This is a genomic window from Loktanella sp. DJP18 (assembly GCF_049310965.1).
Lineage (GTDB): Bacteria > Pseudomonadota > Alphaproteobacteria > Rhodobacterales > Rhodobacteraceae > Loktanella.
Window position 1 is genome coordinate 1 of record NZ_JBMERN010000369.1, and the last position, 755, is coordinate 755.

Annotated in this window: 1 protein-coding gene; it reads left to right on the plus strand. The window is 54.2% G+C overall.

Going from position 1 to position 755, the window contains the following annotated elements:
• Positions 1 to 206 precede the first annotated feature (206 nt).
• Positions 207 to 755: hypothetical protein (locus tag ACOI1H_RS25950; RefSeq protein ID WP_422441235.1), on the plus strand; the 549-nt coding region annotated here is incomplete at its 3' end.

Below are 755 nucleotides of genomic sequence, written 5' to 3' on the forward strand. Positions count from 1 at the left end.
AGCTGGACCAACACACAATCACAGTGACGCGTCCCAATAGTTGATACGGAAAAGCGTCGACTTCCAACATCCGTCCTTTCCACAAGCCATTGCCCTGATCCTAATCTTTCAGCAGGATCAGGGCGGTTGTATCATCGATTTCTAAATTCGCTGAAATGGCCAATATTTCAGTCTGAGCGACACGGTTTTGGTCGCATGGAGGTATGATGAACGAAAATGGTCCCTATGAGCCCGTGGCATCAGAAGCCCTCATCCTGATCCCGAAGGATAGGGCGATTGTGCAGGATCTCGGCGCGTTCCGCAGTGGCCGCCTTTTCGAAACCGATCTTCTTGCGGGCTCCGCACTGGTATGCCACGCGCAGAATGGCACTCCAATCCTGAATGATGACGGCAAGATTGATTTTGCCTTCGAGGGCAATGCGAATGATGCGGTTAATCTTCGAAAATTTCACGAACGGGCCCAGGTCGCAGCCGGTAGACTGGCGTCGCATGCCCCCAGTATTGCCTATGGCAGCGCCTTGCCAGAGGACGTGCACGTCGTTGCCGGCTTCGATCTCCTTCGGTTTGTTTTCACCACCATTCATGATGCGAAGAAGATTGGCGAATGGTCCGGCGAAGCGGTGGAGACATTTTTACCGCCTGCCGAACTTGTTACGCCAACGGAAGATCCAGGCGCAATAGGACCTCTGCGTATTCCGGAGCATGCGCCCACCCATTCCGACAACATGCGCCCACTTGTTCCGGGGTATTCGCCC